Consider the following 19,286-nt stretch of genomic DNA (forward strand, 5'->3'; position numbering starts at 1 on the left):
CAGGCTGTTGACAGGCTGTTGAAAAAGTCTGTAGCGGGGCGGCGTTTGGCGTGATTCACTCGGCTTGAGGAGTTGGCTGGGGGCATTTGATGCGCGGGTCGGATGAGCGCTCTGGATCGCTGTTTTCCTATGTGGATCTGGAGGCTCGGGTCGGAGTGGGCCATCCGTTGCGGCCGATCCGGGAAATCGCCAATGCAGCCTTGGCGGAGCTGACGGGGGATTTTAGCGCGCTCTATGCGCAGCGGCTGGGGCGGCCGTCGATTGCGCCGGAGAAGCTGTTGCGGGCGATGCTGCTTCAGGCGTTCTACGGGCTGCGTTCGGAGCGTCAGTTGATGGACCGGCTGGAGTTCGACCTGTTGTTCCGTTGGTTCGTTGGTCTTGGGGTGGATGACCCGACCTGGGACCATTCGAGCTTCTCGAAGAACCGGGACCGGCTGCTGGCCGGAGAGATCGCAGCCAAGTTCCTGTCGGCGGTACTGGCTCAGCCGAAGGTCAAGCGGCTGTTGTCGAGCGACCATTTCTCGGTGGATGGCACGCTGATCGAGGCCTGGGCCTCGACCAAGAGCTTCCGGCGCAAGGACGGCAGCGACGGCGATGATGGCTCCAGGACGGGGCGCAACGCCGAGCGCGACTTTCATGGCAAGAAGCGATCCAACGAGACTCACCAGAGCACCACCGACCYCGAGGCCAGGCTCTATCGCAAGAGCGACGGCCAACCGGCCAGGCTCTGTTACCTCGGCCACGCCTTGATGGAGAACCGCCACGGCCTTGCGGTCGGCGGCGGAGTGACCTTGGCTACCGGCACGGCGGAACGCGAAGCGGCGCTCGCCCTGCTGGATGCGAGGCCAGGTCGCGCACGGCGGATCACACTCGGCGCCGACAAGGCCTATGACGTGAAGCAGTTCGTGGCCGATCTCAGAGCCCGATCGATCACCCCGCATATCGCCAGCAATGAACATGTCACCAAGACCGGCAAGCGGCGCCGGAGCGCCCTCGACCGGCGCGTCCAGCGCCACCCCGGCTATGAGATCAGCCAGCGCTGCCGCAAGCGGATCGAGGAGGTGTTCGGCTGGATCAAAAGCTCGGCGGGACTGGCCAAGGTGAAGGTGCGCGGCCGCCCCAAGGTCGATGCCGCGTTCACTCTGGCGCTGGCCGCCTACAACCTGATCCGTCTGCCCAAGCTTCTGGCGGCCCCGGCATGATCAAGGGCAAGTGGCGGATCGTCGAGATGGCTGTGTGGGATACCGACTTCCTCGACATGATGGAGCCGGCCTACATCCTTTTCGAGGGCAAGACAGGCGGCGAGTTCGCCTTCGGCTGCGTCACCGGCCAGTTGCACTGCCGCGAGACCGACAACGGCATCGACTTCACCTGGCAAGGCAATGATGAGATGGACGAGGTCTCGGGCGACGGATGGGCCAAACTTCAAACGGACGGCTCCCTCAAGGGCGAAATCCGCGTCCACAACGGTGACGATTCCACCTTCATCGCCCGCCCTAGGACGACTTCTTCAACAGCCTGGTCCTGCTTGCCGCCCTCGGGTTCGCCAGCGTTGCCGTTGCCCAGCCGGCTCCCGAACCTCCGGCTGCTGTTGCGGTCCCGTCGAGTCCGGCGCCCTTCGTTCTGAAGGACACCGAGGTCCGGACGATCCATGCCAAGACGCTGCAGCGCGACTACGAGATCTATGTCAGCCTGCCGGTCTCCTATCACTCCTCGCCACGCCGGCGCTTTCCCGTGCTGTTCGTCACCGATGCCGATTACGCCTTCCCGCTGGTGCGCAGCATTGCCCGCCGGGTCGGCAATCGCGGCCAGGGGCTGGAAGAGTTCATTCTGGTCGGTCTCTCCTACGCGCTCGGCGACACGCCGCAGTTCAGCCGCCGCCGGGACTACACGCCGACGCCCAATGGCGAAAAGACGAAGGATGAATCCGGCCGGACACCGATCTTCGGCGAAGCAGAGCCCTATCGCCGCTTTCTTGCCGACGAGGTGATGCCCTTCGTCGCCTCGACCTATCGCACCGACACCAATCGCACCATCTTTGCCGGCCATTCCTATGGCGGGCTGCTCGGCGTCCACATCCTGCTGACCGAGCCGAAGATGTTCTCGCATTATATCATCGGCAGCCCTTCGCTCTGGTACGACCAGAAGGTGATGCTTGCGCGCGAGCGCACCTATGCCGAGACGAACAAGGACCTGAAGGCCGATGTGCTGATGGCGATCGCTTCCTTCGAGACGATCAGCAAGGCCTCGCCGCGCTATAGCGGCAAGCTCGACATGATCGCCGACCTGCAGGAATTCGAGAAGGCGCTCCGCTCGCACAACTATCCCGGCCTGAAGCTGACCACGGAGATCATCCAGGACGAGGATCATCTCACTGTCTTCCCCGCGATCATCACGCGTGGGCTGATGTGGGCGCTGCCGGCAAAGCGGAGCTGAGCGGTCAGCCCTTCTTGTCGTCGGCCTTTCCATTCTTGGCCTTGCCGCGGCCCTTCGGCTTCGTCCGGTTCTGGTAGCTTGCATTGCCAAGGCCGGTGCCGATGGTCAGCACCGCCCAATGCTCGACATCCTGCATTGACGGCATCTCGCTCAGTCCCTGGATGACGGCGTCGTTATGCATCACGACCGTCGTCTCGTGTCCGCCGATCTCGGGGACCATCTCGCGGATGCTCTCGACCAGGTTGAACCGGCTGCTTTGCCAGTTGCCAGGCAGGTTCTGCGCGCCGCGGTCGATCGAGCCGTCCCGTTCGATCAGGCCGGGGCAGCCGACGCCGATGAAGGGAGCAACGCGGAGGCCCGCCTTGCCGGCCTGCTTGATCTGGGCATCGAGCATCTTGCCGAGCCGCTTGATTGCGTCGTCGCGATTGGTCTCCTCGTCGGCGTGGCGCCAGAGTTCGGATTGCCAGACCTTGGCCTTGGCGAGGTCAGGCGCCTTGTCCTGGCGCAGCTCGACGATGCCGGCGCGAATATTCGAGCCGCCGATATCGACGGCGACGAGGCTGTCATAGGCCTCGAAGATCCATTTCGGCGCAAGATGGGCGCTACCGACCAGCCCGGCCTCGTCGGGATGATGGCGGATCGGCACAAGGTCGATACTATGTCCGTCGGTCTGCAGGATGATGCCGGCACGCGCGATCGCAAGCTCGCCGACCCTGCTCTGGCGGAATCCGCCGCCGACCACGATACGCTCGACGGTGCTCCAGGGCTTCAGCCTGGCGAAGCGGCGAATGACGAAGGCCAGCGACTGGGCGTAGCGTTCGATGGCGCTGAGGATGAGAGCCGCCTCGCGCGGCTCGCCTTCCCCCAGCAGCGCATCGAGCTCCTTCTTGCCGATCTTGTCGGAGTCGACCGTGATGGGGTCTTCGCCGGTCCGGCGCAGGTGCTCGCGAAGGGCGTCGAGATGCTCGAGAAATGCGCCACGTTTGGCCTTGTCGCCAACGAAGCCGTCCTCGTCGCGAACCTCCAGATTATAGCTGGTGACGACAACCGAAGGCAGGTCATCCACTCCGTGAGGACCGCCCGCGCGTGCTTTCGTCGTCATTTCGGCTGCCATGTTCCGCTATCCCCCGTGTGGACTCCCGAAGGGAACGGCCTCGGTGCTCCCAGGGTTCCGTAAGCTGGCGGCATATCGCCTCCTGGGATGAACAGCGCATGGCGCCCCTGCGCGGCGCGCGCGGGGAAGACCGCCCCCTGCGATTGACCTCGCGGGGCCTCTTCCCTTCCATGGCGGCCAAGGCGCGACGGTCGATGCGCCATGGCTGGTTTCCGGGGATAGGCGATGCTTGAGTTTCTTCTGCGCGCGGTGCTGATCGGTGTCGGCGCGACAATCCTGTTCGATCTCTGGGCCCAGTTCCTGAACCGCGCCTTCGGCCTGCCGACTCCGAACTGGGCCATGACCGGGCGCTGGTTCGGCCATCTGGCGCAAGGTCGACTGGAGCATGAGGATATTGGACGCTCCGAGCCGGTGGCGAACGAACGCGCCCTCGGCTGGATCGCGCATTACCTGATCGGCATCCTGTTCGCGGCGGTCCTGCTGGCGATCTGGGGGCTCGACTGGGCCCGCAATCCGAGCCTCGCGCCTGCTCTGATCGTCGGTCTCGTCACGGTCGGCTGCGGCTGGTTCATCCTGCAGCCGGGAATGGGCGCCGGCATCGCGGCGTCGAAGAAGCCGAATGCCGGCCAGATCCGTGCCATGAACATCGCGGGCCATATCGTCTTTGGCGTGGGGCTCTATTGCTCGGCGCTCCTGCTGCGCTGAGCATGCCGGCGGCAGCTCCCCGGTTCAGGACCTTCCCCGGTTCAGGACCTGGCGAGAAGGGCCGTAAGCGCGGGCGACAGGCCGACGCTCCCGACCGGCGCCGGGAAGGCGAGATCGCCGCTCGCCGGTTTCGCCGTACCACCATTGAGAGCGGCCAAGACTGCTTTCATGCCGGTCTGGACCGAGCAGATCACCGGAATATCGAGATGTGGCTGGACGCGTGCGGCGAGGCCGGCAAGTCCGGCGCCGCCGAGAATGACGGCTCCGGCGCCGTCGCGTTCCGCCGTCTTGCGGCAGGCTGCGGCGAGCAGTGCAATCGAGCCATCCGGGTCACGGGCGATATCGGCCCCCGTCGGAGTGACTGTTTCAACCGAGGCAAGCCGGCCGTCGAGGCCGATCATCGCGACGAATTCATGCAGGATCGGTCCCCAGCGCTCGCCGCCGGTGACGATCGAGAACTGCCGCGCCATCGCCGCGGCGGCCAGGCAACTCGCCTCCGCCATGCCGACGACCGGAACGGGAGAGACCTCCTTCAGGGCGTGAAGCCCTGGGTCGCCAAAGCAGGCGAGATAGACCGCGTCGCAGCCGGCGCCATGCTCGGCATAGGCCTCGAGGGCGGCATGGGCCGCAATCACCCCCGCGCTGCGGCTCGAAATATACCGCGCGCCGAAGCGGCCTGTCACCGGATGCAGGGCGACATTGGACGGAGCATGCGGCGCCACGACCTGCATGACGAGATCCGTCATCGCCTGGGTCGTGTTGGGGTTGATCAGCAGGATACGCAAGAGAGCCTCGGGCAGGGTGCAGGCTTCAGGCTTAGCGAGCTCGAGGCCCCAGGCCAAGCGACCAGCGCGCACAAGGTCCAAGTCATGAATGTATACGGGGCGCCTCGCAGAGGCGCGGTGTGGGCGCTGCGAAGCGCCCCGATGCCTCTGGCGGGCGACCGCCACGGCCGAGAGCGCCGTTCGATGGGCCTGAGGGCGGAGGCGATGCTTGGACAAGGTGCTCAAAGTGGCGCGTTGCGATCTAAGCACGAATAGCGCTGACCAATGGGCGATGAGAGGCGTTTGTGGGTTGATAGTGGGAGAGCCCCCCTACCGTAAGGAGCGGTCGGCTTCCGGTCTGTGGCGGGGCGCGCGGACCGAAGGCGAGGATGCTGTGCGGGGCCTTTCCTTGCGCGGCACAAAACGGCTACATTCCGCGCTCATAATGCCGCAACTTTGCCACATGTCTGACAAGGGGCCAGCATGGTGAACTTAGTCTGTCGCGTGAGCCTTGCCGGCTTGCTGGTTGCTGGCTGCTCGCCACAAGCGATGCCAACGGTCGAAGCGATCACAAAGCCGACGGTCGAGACTTTTGCTCGGCTGGGGAGTTGGCGACCTTGGCAGTCTGCTCAAGCGGAGAAGCCGCAGACTGCGCCTCTCGTTCTCTCTGATCCCGCGCCGGAGGCGAACAAGCCAGATTCGATCGTGCGTGAGTCGGTAACGGTGACCAGGCCAGCGCCCAAGCTGACAGCGGTCGCTGTACGGGCCCCGAAGCCGGTCGCTCGGCCCGTTCAACCTATTGTGCCCGCTTCGATGCCCGAGGAACCCAGTAAGACCCCGCCGGCCCTCGTCTCTTGCCGCACGCATAACGAACCCGGCCAGCGCGTACACATGGAGTGTAGTCCTGTCGATTGATAGAAGGCGGTGAACAGGTAACTGGAGCTCGAGCAAATCGCGGGCTATCAAGGTCCACGAGGCATTGATTGCATTGCTGTGCGGGGCACAAACCTGAAGAAGGAGTGTCCGGTATCTCGGGTTCGGTAGGACCAATACCGGGTCATAACCATGTTTGTTCTGTTCAACCCGGTTGCCGGAAGGGCTCGTGGGTTCTCGGCTTGCGATCTCGCAAAACTCTTTCCCAACTCGACTGTCGTCGAGACCAGGATGGCAGGAGACGCGGAAAGGCTGGCGCGGCAAGCTGCCGACGATGGGCATGACTGCATCGTGGCAGTCGGCGGCGATGGCACGATATCGGAGGCCGCGTCGGGAATGATCGGATCGCGTGCCGAACTCGGTGTGTTGCCACTCGGCACTGCGAATTTGTTCGCGCAGGAACTCGGGATCCCGCTTGATATCGTGGAAGCCGCTCGCCTCATCAATGAGGGATACTCAGTGCCGGTCTATCCGGGACTGTACTCTGCTGTGGGGCGTCGAGAACGAGTATTCGTCCAAACTCTAGGAGTTGGATTCGATGGTTCGGTTGTTCGCCGCCTGAACAAAGATGCGAAGAAGATAATTGGTAAACTCGCATACGTCATCGCGGCCATACAGTGCCTGCTGGTGCATCGAGACCAAAAATTCTCCGTGCGCATTGATGGAGGCCCCGATGAACTTGTTTCGGGACTGCTGGTGATGAAGGGCCGGTTCTACGCAGGGCCCTTCATTATAAGCGAAATTGCCACGCCAAAGGCATCAGGTTTCATTGTCGCACTTCAACGTGAAGGAAGCCGTTTCGCGCAGTTGAAGTCCGCATTCTGTATCGCCACAAATAGGTTTTCGTCGCTTTCGTTCATTGAAATGAGACGCGCCGACCATGTCTCCATTCGTGGTACATCGGATGTACAAATCGATGGCGATCTGGCGCCGCCGCCCCCGGCGGACATTCGTGCCGCAGGCTCATGTGTCCATGTTCGCGTGGCCCGATCGACAGCAGCGAACAGCGTCCGTGTGTCGCGATCAGCTTCTGTGCGTTGATCTTGCGCGGTTTCAGGCCAGGGGCCTCGTTCCTGCCCAGCGATGTCACAGTCCGTGGGGACAACCGATCTGCACAGGACCATAGCTCGCGCTTTCAACACGATCGAGGCCCGCCTACTGCCTTCGCAGTGGCGGGCCAATAATGAAACGCGTGGGGGCTGCCTTGGTTATGGGGGAGTGGGCGAGCGGTGCTCGCGATCAACAAGTCGCCTGAGCTTCCTGGCGCCCTGGCGATAAGAGACCGCCGAGTTGGAGCAGTTAGGGGGGCGTTGGGATTGGTCGACGCCGCACTTGGATTAACGCGCGGAAGCCCGCGAGCATCGGCGTTTCGATGAAGCGAAAAACGACATAGGCCAGCAATACGCTCATGCCGACAGACGCGAGCATGATCGGAATGCTCTGCGCCTGATCGAGCCAGGGCAGCTTGGTGGCTACGATCCGCATTGGCTCGATCACCATCAGGTGGGTCAGGTAGAGCGAATAGGACATGCCGCCGAGCGCAAGCAGGGCTCGATTCCGACAGGCGAGGCCGGATGCTTCGGCCAAGAGTGCGGTCAAGAGAACTGCTGTGACGATGATGAGCGCCACAGCCGCTGGCGGCTCGTGCCACGCCACGCAGATCGTGACGACGCCGCCGGCAACGATCGCGGACACGACCTTCATTGTCCTGCGCAACGGAGGCATCCAGAGGCGGGCGGCAAGCCAAACATAGTAGAGAGCAATGCCGATCACGAAGAAGCCGGTCACCCTCCCCCCATAGGTCGAGCAGACCCGCCCGCATGGGGCAAAATGCTGAACCGCCTGTAAGAGCAGTAGCACAACCGCAGCGATCAGTGGCGCCCACCTCTTACTTATCGCGAGCGCGACACCAAACAGCACGTAGAAAAACATTTCATAGTTGAGGGTCCAACCGACGCGCAGCACCGGCGGCTTGTCGGCCGGAACGAACAGAAGGCTCTCGAGCAAGTGCGGCCACGTATAGGGTGTAAAAATGAAGAAAACCGCAGTTGCGATCCAGTAGAGAGGCACCACTCGGACAAGGCGCTTGAGCAGGAACCCGGTGCTATCCTGGCGTGTCACATGGGTGATGATGAAACCGCTGATCGCGAAGAAGATGGACACGCCATAGAATTCAGTTGAGATGCCGCGGACGATCTGAAAATCGCTGTGGTAGAAACTCACTCCAAGCGCCGCCAAGCCTCTGAGCAATTGCAGATTGTAGATCATCCCGGCGCAGCCCCCGATGCGCCGAATGACGCGTTGAAATTGTTCCGCGTCGCAGTTTCGACAGCCTGTGCAGATACCCTCTTCCTTCATGATGCATGACAACGCGGATCGCAATATCGCGGCCGATCGGGGCACTTGTCAGTGCAGGCCAACGCGACGCTCGGGCTTCGCCGACTCTGGATGCCGCGCGCAGGCGATCGCTGACAGAAGAGCCTCCGTGGCGATGCAGTGCTGATGGGAGGTCGTCCGCAAGAAGCGCGCGACATGGCCAGGGCGCGCCACAAGGCGGGAATACCGGGCTTGAAAGCCTTCCGAAAACGCCAGTGAGCAGGCGTATCGAGAATGAATGGTGCCCCTGGCCGGGATCGAACCAGCACTCCTTGCGGAACTCGATTTTGAGTCGAGCGCGTCTACCAATTCCGCCACAGGGGCCCAAGCACGAGGCCGCCGGTCCTTCGACCGCGGTACATGCCCTCAACGGGCCGGCGGACTATAGCGATGGCGCGCGCGCGGTCAACGGATCGTGAGCAGGCATTGTGCAGAGCTGTGAATGATGGACAGCCTGACGCCATCGGGGCTAGACAGCCTCGATAGCGAAGCCAGCCCGGTGGGTAGGCAACGCTCGCCGGAAGATGGTCTTTGCTCGCTCAGGCGCGCGGAACGGCTATCGCCCGCTCCTGAGGACTGAACAGCCGCATGTCGGCCCTCATCGGGCGGCGCGCACCGGTGCATGAGCATGTTTCGACGCCTCTATGAATGGACCATGGCGCTCGCCGCCAGCCCGCGCGCACCCTATGCGCTGGGTGCCGTCTCCTTCGCGGAAAGTTCCTTCTTCCCGATTCCGCCCGACGTGATGCTGGTGCCGATGGCGCTCGCCAAGCCCCAGAAAGCCTGGTTCTATGCCGGGATCTGCACAGTGACCTCGGTGCTCGGGGGACTGCTCGGTTACGCGATCGGTGCGTTGCTCTATGATTCGCTCGGTCAGTGGATCATCAAGCTCTACGGCCATGGCGACGGGGTCGAGGCCTTTCGGGCGGCCTATGCGCAGTATGGTGCCTGGATCATCCTGCTGAAGGGGCTGACGCCGATTCCCTACAAGCTGGTGACGATCACATCGGGCTTTGCCGGATACGATCTGCTCTGGTTTGTCGTGCTCTCGATCATCACGCGCGGGGCACGGTTCTATCTTCTGGCCGGGTTGCTCAATCGGTTCGGCGGCCCGATCCGGCGCATTCTCGACGAGCATTTCACCACGGCGATGATCGTCCTGGTCGTTGGGATCGTGGGCGGATTCTTCGCCTTCAAACATCTGTTCCCGGCGGTATGATGCAATGCCCGGCAGCGATTCCCGGCTCGATATGCTGATGCGCCCGATGCGGTTGATCCTGCTCCTCGGTCTCGGTTCGACGGCCCTGATCGCCGGAGCATGGTGGTCGCAGCTCGTCTGGCATCTCGTGCCCTGCAAGCTCTGCCTCGAGCAGCGCATTCCGCATTACGCCGCCATGGCGCTTGCCGTCGCGGCGCTGGTGGTCGCTCGTTCGCGTGCCTTGCAAATGGCGGTGCTCGCGGGCTTCGCCGTGCTGATGCTCTGGAGCGCCGGGCTCGGCGCCTATCATTCCGGTGTGGAATGGGGCTGGTTCCTCGGGCCGAATGATTGCGGCGGCGGTGCCCCGGCGGCTGCCGCAGGCGTCCAGGATTTCATGAAGCAGCTTCAGACCACGCGTGTGGTGTCCTGCGGCGAAGCAGCGTGGCGGTTTCTCGGATTGTCCCTGGCGGGCTGGAATGCTCTGGCTTCGCTGGGGCTTGCTGCCCTGGCCCTGCTGGGCCTGCTCAAGGCCTCGAAACAAGGCGGATAATCCGCACCGAGCATCTCAGGGTTCGAGTTCGGAATCCCAGTAGAGATAGTCGAGCCAGCTTTCGTGCAGGTAGTTCGGCGGGAAGAGCTTGCCGTTGCGGTGCAGGTCGTTGACCGTCGGCGCGAAGGGCCTTTGCAGCGGCAACATGCCGACGACGGTCGGCATCTTGTCGCCCTTGCGCAGATTGCAGGGCGAGCAGGCCGCGACCACATTGTCCCAGGTCGTCAGGCCGCCCTTCGAGCGCGGCACGACATGGTCGAAGGTGAGTTCGTCGCGCGTGCCGCAGTACTGGCAGGAGAAGCGGTCGCGCAGGAAGACGTTGAAGCGGGTGAAGGCAGGGGTGCGGGACGGCTTGATATAGGTCTTCAGCGAGACGACCGACGGGAGCTTCATGTTGAAGCTCGGGCTGTGCACGATCGTGTCGTATTCCGAGACGATGTTCACCCGGTCCATGAAGACCGCCTTGATGGCGTCCTGCCAGCTCCAGAGCGAGAGAGGGTAGTAGCTCAGCGGCCGAAAATCGGCATTGAGCACCAGAGCCGGACAGCCATCCGGAGAGGCCATCGGATGCATCACATGCGCCGTCAAACCCGTCGCACCTCCGCTGATCGAAGCAGGACGAATCCTGCTCACAGCTCAATGTACGCGCGAGACGACAGGAATGTGAAGATGCCGCAGTGCGAAGTTGATGTGCGTCATAGTGGCCGGCCCTGAGCCGGCCGACGCCATCCATTCCGAATTCTGGGGCGATACCGGGCTTAATGCCCGGGTCGGGATGCTGGTCAGCGGGTAGGGACCGGCTTTTCCCCGCGATAATCGTAGAAACCGCGCTTGGTCTTGCGGCCGAGCCAGCCGGCTTCGACATATTTTACCAGCAGCGGGCAGGGGCGATATTTCGAATCCGCCAGGCCATCATGGAGCACCTGCATCACGGAGAGGCAGGTATCGAGGCCGATAAAGTCGGCAAGCTGGAGCGGGCCCATCGGATGATTGGCGCCGAGCTTCATGGCGGTGTCGATCGCCTCGACCGAGCCGACGCCCTCATAGAGCGTATAGACCGCCTCGTTGATCATCGGCAGCAGGATGCGGTTGACGATGAAGGCCGGGAAATCCTCCGAGACCGTCACCGTCTTGTGCAGCTTGCTGATGAAGCTGCGGGCCGCCTCGAAGGTGTGGTCGTCGGTGGCGATGCCGCGAATCAGCTCGACGAGCTGCATCAGCGGCACGGGGTTCATGAAATGGATACCGATGAAGCGCTCCGGCCGGTCGGTCGCCGCGGCAAGCCGGGTGATCGAGATCGACGAGGTGTTGGACGCAAGCATCGTCTCCGGCTTGATATGCGGGCAGACGGCGGTGAAGATCTTGCGCTTGACCTCCTCGCTTTCGGTCGCGGCCTCGATGATCAGGTCGCAGTCGCCAAGCCCTTCCAGGGTCGGCGTCGCGACGATCTTGGCCATGGCTTCGCGCCGTAGCGAGTCATCCATGGCGCCTTTGCTGACCTGACGCGCCATATTGCCGTCGATCGTCGCCAGAGCGGCCTTGATGCGGTCCTCGGCGAGGTCGTGCAGCCGGATGTCGAAGCCAGCGACGGCCGCGACATGGGCAATGCCGTTGCCCATCTGCCCCGCGCCAATGATGCCGATCGTCTTGATCGCCTCGTCCGACATGTCCTGATCCATCTTTCGTCTGATCGCCTTCATCGTGAAAGCGACGCGGGCCGCCCAGAGCAAGCGGCCCGGATATCACATTCGTGCCGCTGGCGTCAGCGGCCGATCGGTCAGCGCCCAATCTTGGCGAGTTCGGCCGCAAGCTCGGGCATGATGGTGAAGAGGTCACCGACGAGGCCGTAATCGGCGATCTGGAAGATCGGGGCTTCCTCGTCCTTGTTGATGGCGACGATGACCTTCGAATCCTTCATGCCGGCGAGATGCTGGATCGCGCCCGAGATGCCGACGGCGATATAGAGGTCGGGCGCCACGACCTTGCCGGTCTGGCCGACCTGCCAGTCATTCGGGGCATAGCCGGCATCCACCGCGGCGCGCGAGGCGCCCATGGCGGCTCCGAGCTTGTCGGCGACGGGTTCGATCACCTTGCCGAAATTCTCGGCCGAGGCGAGCGCGCGGCCGCCCGAGATGATGATCTTGGCCGACGCGAGCTCCGGACGATCGGACTTGGCGACTTCCTCGCCCTTGAAGCTCGAGGTGCCGGCGTGCTCGGCAGCGGCAACCGCTTCGATCGGCGCGGTCGCGCTGCCGTCGCCGGTCGCCGCGAAGGACGCGCCGCGCACGGTGAGCACCTTCTTGGCCTCGCCGCTCTGCACGGTCTGGATCGCGTTGCCGGCATAGATCGGACGTTCGAAGGTGTCGGGCGAGACGACCTTGGTGATTTCCGAGATCTGCATCACATCGAGCAGGGCAGCGACGCGCGGCATCACATTCTTGCCGGTCGTGGTGCCCGGCGCGACGATCGCGTCGTAGGGGCCGGCCAGCGAGACGATGAGGGCAGACAGCGGTTCGGCAAGCCGGTGCTCGTAGGCAGCATCGTCGGCCAGCAGCACTTTCTCGACGCCGTCGAGCTTGGCTGCGGCCTCGGCAACCGCCTTGCAGCCCGTACCGGCGACCAGGATATGCACAGGCGCGCCGAGCGCCTTGGCGGCGGTCAGGGCCTTGCGGGTGGCCTCGTTGAGGCTCTTGTTGTCGTGCTTGGCGAGAAGCAGCGTCGTCATGATTCAGATAACTCCTGCTTCATTCTTCAGCTTGGAAACCAGCTCGGCGACCGAGCCGACCTTGACGCCGGCCGATCGGCTTGGCGGTTCGGTGGTCTTCAGGACCTTGAGGCGCGGCGCGATGTCGACGCCGAGCGCTTCGGCGGTGGTCTCATCAAGCGGCTTCTTCTTGGCCTTCATGATGTTGGGCAGGGAGGCGTAGCGCGGCTCGTTCAGTCGCAGATCGGTGGTCACGATCGCCGGCAGCTTGAGCCCCACGGTCTGCAGGCCGCCATCGACCTCGCGGGTGACATCGACCGAGCCATCGCCGATCACCACCTTGGAGGCGAAGGTGCCCTGCGGCCAGCCGAGCAGGGCGGCCAGCATCTGGCCGGTCTGGTTGCAGTCGTCGTCGATCGCCTGCTTGCCGAGAATGACGAGCTGAGGGCTCTCCTGCTCGACGATCTTCTTCAGGAGCTTGGCGACGGCGAGCGGCTCGACCGTGCCCTCGGCCTTCACCAGGATGCCGCGATCGGCACCCATGGCGAGACCCGTGCGGATGGTTTCCGCGGCCTGCACCGGGCCGATCGAGACGACGATGACCTCGGTCGCCTTGCCGGCCTCCTTCAGCCGCAACGCTTCCTCGACGGCGATCTCATCGAACGGATTCATCGACATCTTGACATTGGCAAGCTCGACGCCCGAGCCGTCCGCCTTCACGCGGATCTTCACATTGTAGTCGACAACCCGCTTGACGGGCACAAGGATCTTCATCGTCGCTTCACCGTTCGGGAGAGATACGATCGAGGCCGCGCCGCGCGACGCGGCAGGATGACGGCATCGTGGCTCTCGGCTGGAATGCCGGGGGACCGTAGCGATGGCTGTTTAGGCTTGTCAACGCCGCCAAAGTCGCGGGCGTCACCCTCTTGCAGCGCGCCCGAACAGCCCAACGCCGCGATGGATGAAGATCGGGGTCAGCGCCGCGCCGGTCGCAAGCCCGCCCAGATGCGCCCACCAGCCGACATTGCCCTGCGGGTCGACGAAGGCTGACATGAACTGGAAGAGGATCCAGGCGCCGAGCGCGTACATCGCCGGGACGTGCAGCGGGATCCATTTGAAGGCGAGGCCCCAGATCCGGACCTGCGGATAGAGCATCAGATAGGAGGCGATGACGCCCGAGATCGCGCCCGATGCGCCGATCAGCGGCTGCTCCGACTCAGGATTCATGATGGCATGCGCCAGCGACCCGGCCAGGCCGCAAAGAAAGAAGAAGGCCAGAAAGCGGAAATGGCCCATCGCGTCCTCGACATTGTCGCCGAAGACCCAGAGGAACAGCATGTTGCCGACGAGATGGGCGAAGCTCGCATGCAGCAGCACATTGCTGAACAGCGTCAGCCAGGCCGGAGCCTGCATGATCTCGATGGGCAGTTGCGCGGTGCCGAAGAAGACGGAAGGGATCAGGCCGAAGCCGGCCATGACGGCGATCTCGCCCGGCGGTTCGTGCAGGATCCAGATCGCGAGATGGATGCCGATGCAGGCACTGATCAGGGCATAGGTCACATAGGGCGCGCGCATGAAGCGCAGCGGAACGCCGTCATGCAGCGGTACGAACATATCCGGCCCTAGCGGTTCTGCCCGGGAACCCAGAGCACATCGCCCCCGGCCCTGGCATTGAGGAAACGTGAGGCAACGAAGAGGAAGTCCGAAAGCCGGTTGATGTATTTCAGCGCCGGCGCGGAGACGCGCTCCCCCTCGGTCTGGGCGAGCTCGACCATCAGGCGTTCGGCCCTCCGGCTGACCGTGCGGGCGAGGTGGAGATGGGCGGCTGCCGGTGTTCCGCCGGGCAGGACGAAGGAGCGCAACGGGGCGAGCGCCGCGTTCAGCTGATCGATTTCCGCTTCGAGGCGGTCGACCTGGGCCTGGACGATGCGCAGCGGCTCATAGGCGAGCGTCTCGCCGGTGTCGGGCGTCGAGAGATCGGCTCCGAGGTCGAAAAGATCGTTGGCGATCCGTCCGAGCATGGCATCGACCTCGCCATCCTCGGTTGCGGCATGCAGCCGTGCCAGTCCGACGCAGGCATTGGTCTCGTCGACGGTGCCATAGGCTGCGACGCGCAAGTCGTATTTCGGCCGGCGTGGGCCGGTTGCGAGCCCGGTCGTGCCGTTATCCCCGGTGCGCGTATAGATGCGATTCAGCTTGACCATGACGCGTTATAGCGCGTCGCGTCCGCAACGAAAGGCTTGGAGCGCCACAGCCCGCGCCCTGCCGAGATGCTTTCGATCATCGGACCGAAACTCGTATCCGGTCGCCAACCTTCTGTGTCCGCGTCGGCAGTCCCGAAAGCCGCAATCCGCTCTTCGGGCCGATGCTCCAGCGAAGGGTCAGAAGGTGTAGCCGAGCTTGGCGCCGAAATTGGCCGGGCCGCGTGGCTTGTCCTTGTCGGAGCAGCCGGTGGTGCCGAATTGCTCGAGCGTCGCGATCAGGCTCCAGCGATCACTGAGGCGAACGCCGAGCGCCGCAGCACCGCGCGTGCCGGTATCGCAGCCGACGACGAGTCGGTTCTCCGGGACGACCGCACCGGTCTTGCCGTCATTGACGGCGGCGCCGAAGCTGGCTTCGACGAAGACATTCTTCGAGAGATCGACGGTCCAGGTCGCGCCCGCATAGGCATAGCGCGTGCCATTGAAATTGATGCTGGAGCCAAGATGGAAGCGCGGCACGAAGGCCGAGGCGATGCGGTCATTAAGCGGGATGACGCGCGGCGTCACCACCTCGCCATTGAAGTTCAGCAGTCCGCTTTCGCGGCCGCCCGGATTCGCGGGAGCGATGCCGAGGCGCGCTTCCCAGGACGGAACGGGGGTTTCGGTTGCGGGGGCGTAGCTGGAAACTCCGGGAGGCAAGGCCTGCGACTGCGACAGGGCAGGCGAGGCAGCCAGGAAGCCGGCAAGGATCAGCAACGCGACGCGCGGCATGGGCTACAGGTTCTTTTTATCGTTTGAACGGACGTTAGTGAAACGCATAGACTCGTGTCCAGAATGCGGCAAGCGCGGTTGAGACCCCTGGCGGGTTTTCCAGAATATCTGATTTATCAACAGCTTACGCATCGTCAGTCAGAGATGTCGCGCCCGCTGAAAAGTGAGGCGGGCTCAGCCTCCGCGCCACCAGAGCACGCCGATGATCACTAGGATCGCGACGAATTGCAGCACCACGCGCAGTCGCATCAGGTTCTGCGATGTGTTGGCGCTGCCGCCGCGCAGCATGTTGGCGAGACCCAGCAGCAGCACCAGGGCGACGGCGCCGACTGCGATGGGGACGAGCGATCCGGAAATGGTCATGCGCGAGATTTAGAGTGCCGCCGCGCGCTTGACCAGTGGAAGCGCCACTGAGACCGGCGGCAACATGCCGCTGCGGCCGGCGGCGCCCTCAGCGATAACGCCTCTGCACGATCAGGTGGGCCGCCACGGTCAGCAGGAGCGTCGCCGTCATCAGGATGAAGGAAATCGCACCGCCGAAGGGCCAGTTGTTCTGTTGCGCGAACTGGCCATAGACGAGCGGCCCCATCGTCTGGAACTTCGGGCCTCCGAGCAGAACTGGGGTCGCATAGGCATTCATCGCCAGGATGAAGGTCAGGATCGTGCCAGCGAGAATCCCCGGGAGTGCCAGGGGCCAGAGGACGCGGCGGAACATTGCGACGGGGCCAGCGCCCAGGCTGAACGCTGCCTCCTCGACATTGCGGTTGATACCTTCGATGACGCTCTGCAGGGTCAGCACCATGAAGGGCAGGTTGACCGCGACGATGCCGATGATCACGGCCGTCTCGGTGAACATGATCTCGATCGGCTGATTGATCAGGCCGAGCCCCATCAGGGAGGCGTTGAGCGCGCCTTTGTTGCCAAAAGCGGTCATCCAGCCGGCGGCACGAACCGCGTTGCCGACGAACAGGGGGAGCACGACGGCCATGATCAGCAGGTTCTTGAACCGGCTTTCGGTGCGCGCCAGCACATAGGCCAGGGGGAAGCCCATGATCAGGCAAGCGATGGTGCAGATTACCGCGACGCGCACGGTGCGCATGAGCACGTTGAGATAATAGGTGTCGGTGAAGAACTTGACGTAGTTCTCGATGGTCAGTCCGTCGACCATGAACTGGCCCGGAATGAACTGGTTCAGCGAATAGCGGAACAGGATCGCGACCGGGCCGATCAGCCCGATCGCGACGAAGATGGTCGCCGGCACGACGAGCGCCCCGGCAAGTCCGGTGCGGCCGCCCGCAACAGCTTCGGGGGCAGTCGTGCTCATGGCCGCATCACGCCTTGAAGACCTTGTCCCACCACTCCTTCATCGCCGAATCGTTCTTGGCGAGGAAGCCGTAGTCGAGATCCTTGAGGCGCTTTTCCTCTTCGGGCGTGAAGCCGATGCGCTTCTGCAGGGCGGCCGCGACATTGAGACCGGTCACAGTGCCGTTATAGCCCATATCGACCGCGAAGGCCTCCTGAGGCGCCTTCTCGAGCATGGCGTTCATATAGGCGTAGGCATTCTCCTTGTTCGGAGCATTCTTCGGGATGACGAAACCGGAGACATAGGCCGGGATGCCTTCAACCGGGGAAACCGCCTCGCAGGGAATGCCGGCATCCTGCCACTGGACGACGCGCGCTTTCCAGATCGCGCTGATGCCAACCTCCTCGTTCTTCATCGCCTGGGCGAATGCCTCGTTCGTCGGGTAGACGCGCGCGCCCGTCTTCTTGACGGCGAGCAGAACCTCCTTCGCCTTGTCGAGGTCGTTCATGCTGGCGCCGTTCGTTGCGGCCATCGAGGCGGCGACCATGATCGACTGATACTGAATGTCGATGAAGCCGATCTTGTTGCCCCATTTCGGGTCGAGCCAATCCTTGAAACCGGTCGGCGCGGGGCTGATCAGCTTGGGATTGTAGATGACGACGTTGCCGGAATAGATGTGCCCGATGCCATAGGGGTACTTCATCGTCGGCAGCAGGTTCTTGGCGTTCGGGATCTTGGAGAAGTCGAGCTGCTCCACGACGCCGGCCTCGTTCATCTCGTACATGTTCGCGGCCGAGAGCCCGTGGATGTCGACCGTGCCGCGCGGCAGGCGACGCTCGGCGACCATCTTGGCGCGGCGTGGGGCGTCGCCGGCCTGGTCCTGCAGGACCTCGATGCCCTTGGGCTTGAGGATCGGGTCCTCGATGTTCTTGGTGAGGAGGCGGGCATAGTCGCCGCCCCAGGTTCCGACCACGACCTTGCCGCCTGACTGGGCCAAGGCCGGACCGCCCAGCGCAGCGGCGCTTGCTCCCGCCGCGAGACCTTGCAGGACATGGCGCCTGTTCATCGAGTTCATATGAGTTCTCCCCTGTTGGACGCCTGTCGAGCTAGAGACCGTGATCGAGCCATGTTCGGACGGAGAGCCGCAATGCGCCTTTCCCGATCATGGCCTTACGGCTCGCGCGGATAGACGAGCCCGGCGTCTTCGGCCCAGCCTATCGTGATAGTGTCGCCCGGCTTCGGCTCGATGCTGCCTTGGCGGTTCGGGAGCTGCAGCAGCATCCGGTCGTGCTCGGAGAGACGGACATCGATATCGAGCAGCGCGCCGAGATAGGAGACGTGCTCGACACGGGCCTCGAAGCGATTGACGCACGCTCCGGCCTCGGCTGCCACCGAGATGCGCTCTGGTCGAAGCGCGAGTGTCGCCGCTCCCGTGCCACTCGCCGCGCCGACAGTGATGTCGAGCCCGCCGAGGCTGCGGAAGCGGCCAGGCGTTGTGGTTTCCCCGTCGAGGAAGGCGCTGCGGCCAATGAAGCCCGCGACGAAGCGGTCCGCCGGCTTCTCGTAGAGTTCGCGCTGGTTGCCGATCTGCCGGACCTTGCCCTTCTCCATCACCACCAGCCGGTCAGCCATGGTGAGCGCCTCCTCCTGGTCGTGAGTGACCATGATCGTGGTGAGGCCGAGCTTGCGCTGCAGGTCGCGGATCTCGACCCGGACCTCCTGCCGGAGTTTCGCGTCGAGATTGGAGAGAGGCTCGTCGAGCAGCAGCACGTCGGGTTGCATCGCAAGCGCGCGGGCGAGCGCCACGCGCTGCTGCTGCCCCCCCGAGAGCTGGCGCGGGTAACGCTCGTCGAAGCCTGAAAGCTGCACGAGACGGAGCGCCTCCGCGACGCGCGGGGCGCGGTCGGCGGGAGGGACCTTGCGCATCTCGAGGCTGAAGGCGACGTTCTCGGCGACGGTCAGATGGGGGAACAATGCGTAGCTCTGGAAGACCAGGCCGCAATTGCGCTTCCAGGGCGGCAGCACGGTGACGTCGCGCTCGCCGATGGTGATCGTGCCGGCGCTCGGCGGCACAAAACCGGCGACCATGCGCAAGGTCGTGGTCTTGCCGCAGCCGGACGGACCGAGCAGGACCAGGAACTCGCCATCGGCGATGTCGATGGTGACGTCGTCGACGGCGTTGAAGTCGCCATAGACCTTCTGGAGATGGGTGAGCGAGAGCCGTGCCATGG

General features: G+C 63.8%; 21 protein-coding genes and 1 tRNA gene. 7 read left to right on the forward strand and 15 right to left on the reverse strand.

The genetic code is table 11. The features are described from left to right. Window positions 1-89: 89 nt before the first annotated feature. From AB4118_RS29895 to AB4118_RS29905, 3 genes are read left to right on the forward strand one after another with little or no spacing between them, the layout of a single operon-like run. Complete coding sequence (locus tag AB4118_RS29895) at window positions 90-1,202, forward strand: IS5 family transposase (protein ID WP_441493176.1); 1,113 nt, start codon at window positions 90-92, stop codon at window positions 1,200-1,202. Next, a complete protein-coding gene (locus tag AB4118_RS29900) occupies window positions 1,199-1,627 on the forward strand; it encodes a hypothetical protein (protein ID WP_441493177.1) in 429 nt (142 codons plus the stop codon). Before AB4118_RS29895 ends, AB4118_RS29900 begins: the two co-directional genes overlap by 4 nt. 35 nt (window positions 1,628-1,662) lie before the next feature. Further along, entirely contained in the window at window positions 1,663-2,436 is a 774-nt protein-coding gene (locus tag AB4118_RS29905; RefSeq protein ID WP_441493231.1) for an alpha/beta hydrolase, read from the forward strand. A 4-nt stretch (window positions 2,437-2,440) separates the two neighbouring features. On the opposite strand, the gene AB4118_RS29910 is transcribed toward AB4118_RS29905, so the two are convergent. Further along, window positions 2,441-3,550: an ROK family protein gene (locus AB4118_RS29910; protein ID WP_441493178.1), complete on the reverse strand. Its 1,110-nt coding sequence runs from the start codon at window positions 3,548-3,550 to the stop codon at window positions 2,441-2,443. A gap of 225 nt (window positions 3,551-3,775) precedes the next feature. Between AB4118_RS29910 and AB4118_RS29915 the strand changes: the two genes are divergently transcribed. Then, entirely contained in the window at window positions 3,776-4,255 is a 480-nt protein-coding gene (locus AB4118_RS29915; protein WP_441493179.1) for a DUF2938 domain-containing protein, read from the forward strand. 41 nt (window positions 4,256-4,296) lie between these two features. On the opposite strand, the gene AB4118_RS29920 is transcribed toward AB4118_RS29915, so the two are convergent. Then, window positions 4,297-5,040, reverse strand: coding sequence for an aspartate/glutamate racemase family protein (locus tag AB4118_RS29920; RefSeq protein ID WP_441493180.1), 744 nt, complete (start codon window positions 5,038-5,040; stop codon window positions 4,297-4,299). Between the two features lie 1,044 nt (window positions 5,041-6,084). On the opposite strand from AB4118_RS29920, the gene AB4118_RS29925 reads away from it, so the two are divergent. Next, a complete protein-coding gene (locus tag AB4118_RS29925) occupies window positions 6,085-6,993 on the forward strand; it encodes a diacylglycerol/lipid kinase family protein (RefSeq protein WP_441493181.1) in 909 nt (302 codons plus the stop codon). A gap of 258 nt (window positions 6,994-7,251) precedes the next feature. On the opposite strand, the gene AB4118_RS29930 is transcribed toward AB4118_RS29925, so the two are convergent. Beyond that, entirely contained in the window at window positions 7,252-8,220 is a 969-nt protein-coding gene (locus tag AB4118_RS29930) for an acyltransferase family protein (protein ID WP_441493182.1), read from the reverse strand. A gap of 347 nt (window positions 8,221-8,567) precedes the next feature. Beyond that, window positions 8,568-8,652, reverse strand: a tRNA-Leu gene (locus AB4118_RS29935). A 304-nt stretch (window positions 8,653-8,956) separates the two neighbouring features. Between AB4118_RS29935 and AB4118_RS29940 the strand changes: the two genes are divergently transcribed. Both AB4118_RS29940 and AB4118_RS29945 read left to right on the forward strand, forming a co-directional pair. Beyond that, entirely contained in the window at window positions 8,957-9,547 is a 591-nt protein-coding gene (locus AB4118_RS29940) for a YqaA family protein (protein ID WP_441493183.1), read from the forward strand. 4 nt (window positions 9,548-9,551) lie between these two features. Further along, window positions 9,552-10,076, forward strand: coding sequence for a disulfide bond formation protein B (locus AB4118_RS29945; RefSeq protein WP_441493184.1), 525 nt, complete (start codon window positions 9,552-9,554; stop codon window positions 10,074-10,076). 15 nt (window positions 10,077-10,091) lie between these two features. On the opposite strand, the gene AB4118_RS29950 is transcribed toward AB4118_RS29945, so the two are convergent. The 11 genes from AB4118_RS29950 to AB4118_RS30000 all read right to left on the reverse strand — a co-directional run bounded on the left by AB4118_RS29950 (window position 10,092) and on the right by AB4118_RS30000 (window position 19,284). After that, window positions 10,092-10,649, reverse strand: a complete 558-nt coding sequence (locus tag AB4118_RS29950; RefSeq protein ID WP_069882394.1) for an HNH endonuclease — start codon at window positions 10,647-10,649, stop codon at window positions 10,092-10,094. A gap of 209 nt (window positions 10,650-10,858) precedes the next feature. Continuing rightward, entirely contained in the window at window positions 10,859-11,743 is an 885-nt protein-coding gene (locus AB4118_RS29955) for a 3-hydroxybutyryl-CoA dehydrogenase (protein ID WP_441493185.1), read from the reverse strand. A gap of 110 nt (window positions 11,744-11,853) precedes the next feature. After that, window positions 11,854-12,801, reverse strand: coding sequence for an electron transfer flavoprotein subunit alpha/FixB family protein (locus AB4118_RS29960; RefSeq protein ID WP_441493186.1), 948 nt, complete (start codon window positions 12,799-12,801; stop codon window positions 11,854-11,856). A 3-nt stretch (window positions 12,802-12,804) separates the two neighbouring features. Next, the gene (locus tag AB4118_RS29965; protein ID WP_441493187.1) at window positions 12,805-13,554 is read right to left on the reverse strand and encodes an electron transfer flavoprotein subunit beta/FixA family protein; all 750 of its coding nucleotides are present in this window, start codon (window positions 13,552-13,554) and stop codon (window positions 12,805-12,807) included. Window positions 13,555-13,698: 144 nt separating this feature from the next. Then, window positions 13,699-14,394, reverse strand: a complete 696-nt coding sequence (locus AB4118_RS29970; RefSeq protein ID WP_441493188.1) for a rhomboid family intramembrane serine protease — start codon at window positions 14,392-14,394, stop codon at window positions 13,699-13,701. Between the two features lie 8 nt (window positions 14,395-14,402). Next, the gene (locus AB4118_RS29975; protein ID WP_441493189.1) at window positions 14,403-14,984 is read right to left on the reverse strand and encodes a cob(I)yrinic acid a,c-diamide adenosyltransferase; all 582 of its coding nucleotides are present in this window, start codon (window positions 14,982-14,984) and stop codon (window positions 14,403-14,405) included. Between the two features lie 177 nt (window positions 14,985-15,161). Next, the gene (locus tag AB4118_RS29980; RefSeq protein ID WP_441493190.1) at window positions 15,162-15,752 is read right to left on the reverse strand and encodes an acyloxyacyl hydrolase; all 591 of its coding nucleotides are present in this window, start codon (window positions 15,750-15,752) and stop codon (window positions 15,162-15,164) included. 174 nt (window positions 15,753-15,926) lie between these two features. Further along, a complete protein-coding gene (locus tag AB4118_RS29985; RefSeq protein ID WP_043233987.1) occupies window positions 15,927-16,115 on the reverse strand; it encodes a twin transmembrane helix small protein in 189 nt (62 codons plus the stop codon). Window positions 16,116-16,203: 88 nt separating this feature from the next. Further along, window positions 16,204-17,076, reverse strand: a complete 873-nt coding sequence (locus tag AB4118_RS29990; protein WP_441493191.1) for an ABC transporter permease — start codon at window positions 17,074-17,076, stop codon at window positions 16,204-16,206. A 7-nt stretch (window positions 17,077-17,083) separates the two neighbouring features. Next, window positions 17,084-18,130 carry an ABC transporter substrate-binding protein gene (locus AB4118_RS29995; protein ID WP_441493192.1) on the reverse strand — a complete coding sequence of 349 codons (1,047 nt, stop codon included), beginning with the start codon at window positions 18,128-18,130 and terminating at the stop codon, window positions 17,084-17,086. A gap of 95 nt (window positions 18,131-18,225) precedes the next feature. Further along, on the reverse strand, window positions 18,226-19,284 hold the full coding sequence (locus tag AB4118_RS30000) for an ABC transporter ATP-binding protein (RefSeq protein ID WP_441493193.1): 1,059 nt from the start codon (window positions 19,282-19,284) through the stop codon (window positions 18,226-18,228). Between the last annotated feature and the right edge of the window lie 2 nt (window positions 19,285-19,286).

This window comes from Allobosea sp. 2RAB26, from assembly GCF_052115465.1.
Classification (GTDB): domain Bacteria; phylum Pseudomonadota; class Alphaproteobacteria; order Rhizobiales; family Beijerinckiaceae; genus Allobosea.

Coding starts and splice junctions, on each gene's coding strand:
- AB4118_RS29940 (WP_441493183.1), top strand. CDS start 8,957: ATGTTTCGACGCCTCTATGAATGGACCATGGCGCTCGCCGCCAGCCCG.
- AB4118_RS29965 (WP_441493187.1), bottom strand. CDS start 13,554: ATGAAGATCCTTGTGCCCGTCAAGCGGGTTGTCGACTACAATGTGAAG.
- AB4118_RS29970 (WP_441493188.1), bottom strand. CDS start 14,394: ATGTTCGTACCGCTGCATGACGGCGTTCCGCTGCGCTTCATGCGCGCG.
- AB4118_RS29945 (WP_441493184.1), top strand. CDS start 9,552: ATGCCCGGCAGCGATTCCCGGCTCGATATGCTGATGCGCCCGATGCGG.
- AB4118_RS29960 (WP_441493186.1), bottom strand. CDS start 12,801: ATGACGACGCTGCTTCTCGCCAAGCACGACAACAAGAGCCTCAACGAG.
- AB4118_RS29900 (WP_441493177.1), top strand. CDS start 1,199: ATGATCAAGGGCAAGTGGCGGATCGTCGAGATGGCTGTGTGGGATACC.
- AB4118_RS29925 (WP_441493181.1), top strand. CDS start 6,085: ATGTTTGTTCTGTTCAACCCGGTTGCCGGAAGGGCTCGTGGGTTCTCG.
- AB4118_RS29955 (WP_441493185.1), bottom strand. CDS start 11,743: ATGTCGGACGAGGCGATCAAGACGATCGGCATCATTGGCGCGGGGCAG.
- AB4118_RS29995 (WP_441493192.1), bottom strand. CDS start 18,130: ATGAACTCGATGAACAGGCGCCATGTCCTGCAAGGTCTCGCGGCGGGA.
- AB4118_RS29985 (WP_043233987.1), bottom strand. CDS start 16,115: ATGACCATTTCCGGATCGCTCGTCCCCATCGCAGTCGGCGCCGTCGCC.
- AB4118_RS29975 (WP_441493189.1), bottom strand. CDS start 14,984: ATGGTCAAGCTGAATCGCATCTATACGCGCACCGGGGATAACGGCACG.
- AB4118_RS29910 (WP_441493178.1), bottom strand. CDS start 3,550: ATGGCAGCCGAAATGACGACGAAAGCACGCGCGGGCGGTCCTCACGGA.
- AB4118_RS29980 (WP_441493190.1), bottom strand. CDS start 15,752: ATGCCGCGCGTCGCGTTGCTGATCCTTGCCGGCTTCCTGGCTGCCTCG.
- AB4118_RS29990 (WP_441493191.1), bottom strand. CDS start 17,076: ATGAGCACGACTGCCCCCGAAGCTGTTGCGGGCGGCCGCACCGGACTT.
- AB4118_RS30000 (WP_441493193.1), bottom strand. CDS start 19,284: ATGGCACGGCTCTCGCTCACCCATCTCCAGAAGGTCTATGGCGACTTC.
- AB4118_RS29930 (WP_441493182.1), bottom strand. CDS start 8,220: ATGATCTACAATCTGCAATTGCTCAGAGGCTTGGCGGCGCTTGGAGTG.
- AB4118_RS29950 (WP_069882394.1), bottom strand. CDS start 10,649: ATGCATCCGATGGCCTCTCCGGATGGCTGTCCGGCTCTGGTGCTCAAT.
- AB4118_RS29915 (WP_441493179.1), top strand. CDS start 3,776: ATGCTTGAGTTTCTTCTGCGCGCGGTGCTGATCGGTGTCGGCGCGACA.